The organism is Pseudonocardia sp. (assembly GCF_050246655.1).
Lineage (GTDB): Bacteria > Actinomycetota > Actinomycetes > Mycobacteriales > Pseudonocardiaceae > Pseudonocardia.
Genome location: NZ_JBFWVQ010000028.1, coordinates 49,839 through 56,017 on the forward strand (window position 1 = coordinate 49,839; position 6,179 = coordinate 56,017).

At 74.9% G+C, this 6,179-nt stretch carries 6 protein-coding genes; 2 read left to right on the plus strand and 4 right to left on the minus strand.

From position 1 onward, the window contains the following. Positions 1-34 precede the first annotated feature (34 nt). Positions 35-1,192: an acyl-CoA dehydrogenase family protein gene (locus tag AB7J25_RS12100; protein ID WP_428508224.1), complete on the plus strand. Its 1,158-nt coding sequence runs from the start codon at positions 35-37 to the stop codon at positions 1,190-1,192. A gap of 4 nt (positions 1,193-1,196) precedes the next feature. On the opposite strand, the gene AB7J25_RS12105 is transcribed toward AB7J25_RS12100, so the two are convergent. From AB7J25_RS12105 to AB7J25_RS12120, 4 genes are all read right to left on the minus strand, one after another. Continuing rightward, entirely contained in the window at positions 1,197-2,078 is an 882-nt protein-coding gene (locus tag AB7J25_RS12105; protein ID WP_428508226.1) for a sulfurtransferase, read from the minus strand. 378 nt (positions 2,079-2,456) lie between these two features. Beyond that, on the minus strand, positions 2,457-3,731 hold the full coding sequence (locus AB7J25_RS12110; RefSeq protein ID WP_428508228.1) for an RNA polymerase sigma factor: 1,275 nt from the start codon (positions 3,729-3,731) through the stop codon (positions 2,457-2,459). Next, on the minus strand, positions 3,728-4,456 hold the full coding sequence (locus AB7J25_RS12115) for a YciI family protein (protein WP_428508230.1): 729 nt from the start codon (positions 4,454-4,456) through the stop codon (positions 3,728-3,730). The genes AB7J25_RS12110 and AB7J25_RS12115 overlap by 4 nt, the downstream gene beginning before the upstream one ends. A gap of 88 nt (positions 4,457-4,544) precedes the next feature. Continuing rightward, the gene (locus tag AB7J25_RS12120) at positions 4,545-5,033 is read right to left on the minus strand and encodes a transcriptional regulator BldD (protein WP_428508232.1); all 489 of its coding nucleotides are present in this window, start codon (positions 5,031-5,033) and stop codon (positions 4,545-4,547) included. A gap of 464 nt (positions 5,034-5,497) precedes the next feature. On the opposite strand from AB7J25_RS12120, the gene pyrR reads away from it, so the two are divergent. Beyond that, the gene (gene pyrR, locus AB7J25_RS12125; RefSeq protein WP_428508234.1) at positions 5,498-6,103 is read left to right on the plus strand and encodes a bifunctional pyr operon transcriptional regulator/uracil phosphoribosyltransferase PyrR; all 606 of its coding nucleotides are present in this window, start codon (positions 5,498-5,500) and stop codon (positions 6,101-6,103) included. The last annotated feature ends 76 nt before the right edge of the window (positions 6,104-6,179 follow it).

Genomic DNA, 6,179 nt, shown 5'->3' on the forward strand with positions numbered 1-6,179 from the left:
GCGGACTCTGAGTCCAGACGTGTAGTCTGGACTCATGGTCCAGACCCTGAGTCGCGCCCGTGAGCTGCCCGCTGCCGTGCGCGAGGCCGTCGAGACCTGGCGCGACGAGGCGGACGCCCTCCGCCGCCTTCCCGACCCGCTGATCGAGGCCCTGCGGTCCGCGGGCGCCTTCCGCCTCACCACCCCGCGCGAGTACGGCGGCGCCGAGCTCGGCCTCACCGACACGGTCGCGGTGCTGGAGGAGCTGGCCCGCATCGACGGCCCGGTCGCCTGGAACGTCTGGAACGGCAACACGGGCTTCGCGGCGGCACTGCTGTCCGAGGCCGGGGCCGACCGCGTCTGGGGCGGCGACCCCGTTCAGCGGGCCGACCCGGTGGTCGTCAACTCGGCCCGCCCCACCGGCCGTGCCGTCCCGGTCAAGGGCGGGTACGCGCTAACCGGCCGGTGGGACCTGGTGAGCGGCATCGACTCCGCGAACTGGGTGGCCCTGTTCGGGATGGTCGAGGCCGCGCAGCCGGACGTGCGGGTGTTCTTCCTGCCGCGGTCGGCGGTCGGCGTGCTCGACACCTGGCAGGTCACCGGCATGCGCGGCACCGGCAGCAACTCGGTCGTCGTCGACGGCGCCGTCGTGCCCTCCGAGCTCGTCGTGAGCCCGTTCGCGCCGTCGCGCATCGACCGGCCGCTCTACCGCATCCCGGCGTTCACGAACGCCTCCACGGGCTGCGCCGCCGTCGTGCTCGGCATCGCCCGTGCGGGGCTGGACGCGCTGGTGGAACTCGCCACGGACAAGCTGACCGACAACGGGGCGACGCTCGCGCACCGGGCGCATGCCCAGGCCGCGATCGCGGGTGCGGACGCGGCGCTGCGGGCAGCGAGCCTGCTGCTGCGCACCTGCGCGGCCGAGATCGACGCGGCCGTCCTCGACGGGACGGGAGGCCCGGACGGCTCGGTGACGCCCGCGCTGCGCGGCGCGATCCGGGCGGCGATGTGCCACGCCGCCCAGACCTCCCGCGACGTCCTCACCCGCGCGTACGTGCTGGGCAGCTCGTCGTCGCTCTCCGTCGGCAGCCGCCTGGAGCGGGCCTTCCGCGACGGCATGGTCGCCGCGCAGCACGGCCTGCTCGCCGCGACGATGCTCGAACCGGCGGGCAGGATCCAGCTCGGCATCGACGTGGGCGTCCCGATCTACTGAACGCTCACCCGACCTCGACCGGCAGCGCCGCGTCGGCCGTCCATTCCGACAGCGAGCCGTCGTACACCGCCAGCTCCGTGCCGTCGACGACGTAGGCCGCGAACGCCGGGAGGGTGGCCGCGACACCGCCGCCGCAGTAGGTGACGGTCCGGTCGCCCGTCAGGAGGCCGGCCGCCTCCAGCGCCGCGCCGAGGGCGGGCCGGTCGAGAAAGCGGCCGGTCGCCGGGTCGAGCAGCGTGAAGAACGGCAGGTTCGTGCTGCCCGGGATGCGCCCGCGCCGCGAGTAGGGCGAGACCTCGACCTCGCCGCGGTAGGTCGCCGGGTCCAGCGTGTTCACGACGACACCGCCCTCCTCGCTGAGCTTCCGGACCTCCTCGGTGTCGGCGATCAGCTCGGGCCGTGGGCGGGCGGTGAACGTCGAGGGTCGCGGCGTCACCGATCCGGACTCGACGAGGTGCCCGGCGGCCTTCCAGGCGGAGAGCCCGCCGTCGAGGACGGACACCGCGTCGTGGCCGAACACCCGCAGCAGCCACCACACCCGGGTGGCCCAGGCGTTGGTGGCGGTGTCGTAGACGACGACGTGGGTGCCGTCGCCGATCCCGAGCCGGCCTGCCGCCTCGGCGAACCGCTGCGGGCTCGGCAGGGTGAAGGCGAACCGGCCGCCGGGGTCGGAGAGGGCGTTCGGGACGTCGGCGAACACGGCTCCGGGCAGGTGCTCGGCGAGGTACCCGTCCTGGTCGGGGCTGACGGTGTAGGGCTCGCCCTCGGCGGTCACGGCGAGGCGGGTGGTGGCGTCGAGGACGACGATCTCGGCGCCGTCGGCGTCGGAGGCGAGGGCGGCGGCGAGCTCGTCGGCGGACACGAGCGGGGGCAGGGTCGCGGGCATGCGGTCTCCTCAGGGGATAGGGGCTGGATGGGGGCACAGCGCGGATCGGCGCGCGGCGGCGCCCTCCCGGGCCGGGCCCGGGAGGTGGGAGGGGCGGATCAGCCCAGACAGCCGGAGGCGTGCACCCGCATCAGGTCGACGGAGCGTCGACGCACGAGCGGGACGAGGGGCACGGTCCCGACACTAGGCGCGGGCGGCGCCGGGCGACAACCGTTCACCAGCACGCCTGCCAGTCGCCAGGACGATCTGGTCGCGGGTCGATCGGCCCCCGCACGACGCCCGAGCGCGACGTCAGCGGGGTTCGCGCCTGCCGCCACCCCGCTGACGTCGTGCTCGGCCGTCCCTGCCGGACCCGAACGGCGCCGGACCGCGCCGACGTCACGGGAGCGACGCCCGCATCCGGGTGGCGTGGCGCCGCTCCGGCGCGGTGGGGGCGAGCCGCTCGGCCTCGGCGTAGGCCGCGCGGGCGGCCTGCACGGACCCCAGCATGCGGTGGACCTCCGCGAGGGCCAACGGCAGCCGGTGCGACCCGGTGAGGCGTGGATCGGCGGCGAGGTCCTCCAGCAGCGGGAGGGCCGCAGCGGGCCCGTCGGCGTGGGCGACCGCCACCGCCCGGTTCAGCAGGACGGCGGGGGAGGACGTCAGCGTGGCGAGCTGGTCGTAGAGGGTGCGGATCGCAGGCCAGTCCGTGGCATCCCAGCTCGGCGCCGTGGAGTGTTCGGCAGCGACGGCGGCCTGGAACAGGTAGGCGGCGTCGGCCGCCGTGACCTCGGGATGGGCGCTCGCCAGGTCCAGCCACCGCATGCCCTCGGTGATGCGGGAGGCGTCCCAGCGCGTCCGGTCCTGGTCGGCCAGCACGACGACCTCGCCGTCCGCGTCGAGGCGCGCCGGGCGGCGGGCGTCCTGCAGCAGGAGCAGGGCGAGCAGCGCCTGCGCACCGGGGTGGCCCGGCAGCAGCTCCACGACGAGCCGCGTCAGCCGGACGGCCTCGTCGCAGAGATCGTGGCGGATGAGGGTGTCGCCAGCCGTGGCGGCGTAGCCCTCGGTGTAGGTGAGATACACGCAGTCGAGCACCGACGGCAGCCGCTCGCCGAGCAGCTCCGGCGGCGGGACCCGCAGCGGGATCCGGGCGTCACGGATCTTGGACTTGGCCCGGTGGATCCGGCGCGCGACCGCGTCCTCGCCCCGCAGCAGCGCCCTGGCGATCTCGGGGACCCGCAGCCCGCACACCAGCCGCAGCGCCAGCTCGACGTGGACCTCCCGGGCGAGCGCCGGATGGCAGCACGTGAACAGCAGCCGCAGCTGGTCGTCGACGACCGGGTGCAGGACCGGCGGCGTGGCCTCCAGGGCGGCGACCATGCCGTCGCGGAGGGCCCGGGCCGACTCCTCCTCGCGGACCGCCCGGCCCGCCTCCCTGCGGAGCACGTCGAGGGCGCGGTTGCGCGCGGTGGTCGTGATCCACGCACCCGGCCGCTCCGGCACCCCGTGCAGGGGCCAGCGCACCACGGCGACGGCGAAGGCTTCCTGGACGGCGTCCTCGGCCCGGCCCACGTCGCCGGTGAGCCGGGCCACGGTGGCGACCGCCGCGCCCGCCTCGGCCCGGAAGGCGGCGACCACCGCGTCGGCGGTGGTCGCCGCGCCGTTGCCGTTCACATGCCCAGGTCCGCGAGGTTCACGATCGGCCGCAGCTCGACGGCGCCCCCGTCGGGGAGGGGGATGGCGCGGGCGAGCGCCTCGGCCTCCTCGGGCGTGCCCTGCACGACGTAGAACCCGCCGGCGACCGCGACGTCGGGGTCGTACGGCCCGTCCGTGACGACGAGCTCGCCCTCGCGCGTCCGCACCGTCGTCGCGCTGGTGGTGGGGTGGACGACGGCGATGCGGACCAGCCGGTCCCGGTGGGCCTCGACGAACGCCGCGTGGTCCGCGTCCGTGTCGCCCCAGCCGGTGGCGACCGTGCCGGCTGTGCCTCCGGGGCGGTGCAGCGTGGCCAGCCAGAGGTCCGGGAGCATCTCACCCTCGGACCGCAGCGTCTCCGACGCCACCATCGGCCGGATCTCCGAGCCCCCGTGGGTGGCCGTGGTCGCCGGGATGCGGCGCGCCAGCGCGATCACCGCGTCGAGGTCGTCGGCCTCGAGGACGTAGTAGCCGCCGAGCGCCTCGGTGGTCTCGGCGAAGGGGCCGTCGGTGATCGTGACGGCGGCGCCGTCGTGGCGGATGGTGCGGGCGCGCTCGGTGAGGTGGAGCGCGGCGCCGCCGCGGATCGCGCCCGCCGCGGCCTCGTCGAACGCGGTGTAGGCGGCCAGCTCGGCGTCGAACTCGGGGGTGCCGGGCTCGGCCGCGGTCTTCTCGTCGCCGTACAGCAGGACCAGGTAGTGCACGCGTGCCTCCTCGGGTCGGGGAGGTGACCCCTCACCTCCTACCACCCCGACGAACGGGGCGCGCCCGATCGGACACGGTGCCGGCCGCTCACTCCCGTCCGGCGGGGCGGGCGTCCGGCGGCAGGACGCCCCAGTCGATCAGCTGGTCGGTGAGCTCGCCGGGGGAGGTGTCGTAGATGATCGCGAGCGAGCGGAGGTCCTCGGCGCGGATCGAGAGCACCTTGCCGTTGTAGTCGCCGCGCTGGCTCTGGATCGCCGCGGCGTACCGGGCGAGCGGGCCGACCTTGTCGGCGGGCAGCTGCTGGAGCCGCTCCAGGTTGATCACGATCTTCGTGGCGGGTTCGGAGCCGGACGGCACCCGGCCCTCGGGCAGCAGCTCGGCGACCGGGACGCCGTAGAAGTCGGCGAGCTCGGCGAGCTTCTGGACGGTGACCGCGCGGTCGCCGCGCTCGTAGGAGCCCACCACGACCGCCTTCCAGCGACCGCCGGACTTCTGCTCGACGCCGTGCAGCGACAGTCCCTGCTGCTGACGGATGGCGCGGAGCTTCCCGCCGAGCGCCTTGGCGTAGTCGCCCATGGTGGCGATCTCCTCACGTGCTGGTCGCCGGCCCCGGTCCGGCGGCGTCAGTGCTGTCAATCCTGGTGTCGAACGGCGTGCTGGGTGGAACGTCGTGTGATCGGGCGTGGATCGGAATGCGGCCGTACGGTCGCGACGGTCGGCCCGGCGGTCCCGTGGCGCTGCCCCCCGCACAGTGCGGCCACCCGGGAACCGTGTCGATCAATACGGAGAGTAATCATGCGCTGACGAGGCTGTCGCGGTCAAGATGCGCACCCCGTTCCGGAGTCGTCACAGCCTGAGAACACCCGAACGGCTGATCGACATCCTGCCACGGTCGGCCCGATGGGCGGCCTGTCTGCCGGATCACCTCGCCGGACGGCCCGTGGGTCGCGCTGGTACGGTCTCGGCGCGGCGGTGCCGTTCCGCGGGCCGCCTCACCGGTTCCTTTAAGCCCGTCCCGTGAGGCGGGGAAGGAGTGGTCCGTGGCGAACGACCGCCGCGGGGACCACGTCGGCGCGAGCCCTCCCGGCAGGGAGCTGCTCAGCGCGGCGGACGTCACCCGCATCATCGCGCGTATCGCGCACCAGATCATCGAGAAGACCGCGGACGCGGGCCCGCCCGTGCTCGTCGGGGTCCCCACCCGCGGCGCGCTGCTGGCCCGGCGGCTCGCGACGGCGATCGCGGAGTTCTCCGGTGTCGAGCCCGAGGTGGGCATCGTCGACCCGACGCCCTACCGCGACGACCTGCGCCGCAAGCCCGCCCGCCCGCTCGAGCCGACCTCCATGCCCGAGGGCGGCGTCGACGACCGGCTCGTCGTGCTCGTCGACGACGTCCTCTATTCCGGACGGACGACCCGCGCCGCGCTCGACGCCCTCGGCGACCACGGTCGCCCCCGCGCGGTGCAGCTCGCGGTGCTGGTCGACCGCGGCCACCGGGAGCTGCCGATCCGCGCGGACTACGTCGGCAAGAACGTCCCGACGTCGCGCAGCGAGCAGATCCTCGTGCTGCTCGCGGAGATCGACGGCCGGGACGGCGTGCTGATCGAGCGTCTGCTCGAGCAGGGAGGCGGGGAGGTGGAGGGCGAGTGAGCATCGCAGCGAGCGTCAGCGAGCGAGGAGCGGAGCGAGCCTGGAACCGACCCGGGGGGACGGAGGTGGAGGGCGA